The sequence below is a fragment of the Nocardioides sp. NPDC006273 genome (genome assembly GCF_040613495.1).
Taxonomy (GTDB): Bacteria; Actinomycetota; Actinomycetes; order Propionibacteriales; family Nocardioidaceae; genus Nocardioides.
Window position 1 is genome coordinate 1 of sequence record NZ_JBEXSD010000132.1, and the last position, 1,347, is coordinate 1,347.

Annotated in this window: 1 protein-coding gene; it reads left to right on the forward strand. The window is 67.0% G+C overall.

All coding sequences use genetic code 11. The annotated features are described in order from the left end of the window. Positions 1-267 precede the first annotated feature (267 nt). The gene (locus ABZZ22_RS26990; RefSeq protein ID WP_354938653.1) at positions 268-1,338 is read left to right on the forward strand and encodes an IS110 family transposase; all 1,071 of its coding nucleotides are present in this window, start codon (positions 268-270) and stop codon (positions 1,336-1,338) included. Positions 1,339-1,347 lie beyond the last annotated feature (9 nt).

Below are 1,347 nucleotides of genomic sequence, written 5' to 3' on the forward strand. Positions count from 1 at the left end.
GTCCTTGACTGTGAGGATCGACAACGCAGCCTGATCCTGTTGGGCTGTTGCCGAGGATGACGGGACGTGACCCTGTCCTTGACTGGCCCCGGGTGCCTTCGCCGCGACTTGTCCGTCTCGTCTCCTCGGCCCCGGCCCGGCCGGAGTGAGTGGCCTGATCAGGAGCTTGACCGACCGACATTCACGGCGCCGGTCGTGTCCCATCACAGTCCTGCCCAATCTCCGCCCCGGACCGGAAACCACGTCCCGTCCGAATAGGAGAACGCAATGACCACTGTGACCGATCTCGTCGAGAATTTCGACGCCGTGATCGGTGTCGACACCCATGTCGCCACCCACTCCGCAGCCGTACTCAACCCCGTCACCGGCGGCGTGCTCGATGAGATCACCGTCGAGGCCTCCGAAGCCGGCTACGCCGAACTGGTCGAGTTCGCCGACCAGCACGCAGTGCTGCGCCTATGGGCCATCGAGGGCACCGGCAGCCACGGCGCCGGACTCGCACGACACCTCGCCACCCGCGAGGAAGTCATGGTCGAACTCGACCGCCCCGCACGGGCCAAACGCCGCCATGGCGCCAAGTCCGACCCCCTCGACGCGATCCGCGCAGCCCGCGAAGCCCTGGCCCGCCCCCACGTCGGGACCCCACGCAGCAGCGGTGGGAACCGGCAAAGCCTCGCAGTGCTGCTGGCCGCCCGACGCTCAGCAGTCCAAGGCGCCGGTGACGCCCAACGACAGCTCTTCACCCTCGTCCTCGCAGCACCCGAAACGATCAGGAACCGATTCCGCGGCCAAACCACAGCCGCCATGATCAAGACCGCCCTCAACCTCCGCACCCGACAAGACTGGGACCTCGAAACCACCACCACCGTCACCGTCCTGCGCACCCTGGCCCGCCGAGCACGCGACCTGAACACCGAAGCCGCCAACCACGAGAAAACCATCCACGCCATCATCCGCACCTGGCGCAACGATCTCCTCGCCATCCAAGGAGTCGGCCCCATCGTGGCCGCCACCGTCTTGTGCGCCTGGTCCCACCCCGGACGCATCCGCTCCGAGGCAGCCTTCGCGATGCTCGCCGGCACCGCCCCCATCCCCGCCAACAGCGGCCAGACCACCAACCGCTACCGACTAAACCGCTACGGCGACCGACGACTCAACAGCGCCATCCACACCATCGCGATCACCCGCACCAGCCACCACCAACCCACCCGCGACTACATCACCCGCCGCACCACAGAAGGCAAAACACCCCGCGAGATCCGCCGCTGCCTCAAGCGCTACATCACCCGCGAGCTCTACCGCCAACTCGAGCACCCACAAACCCTTGACAGGACATAGGAGCGTCGC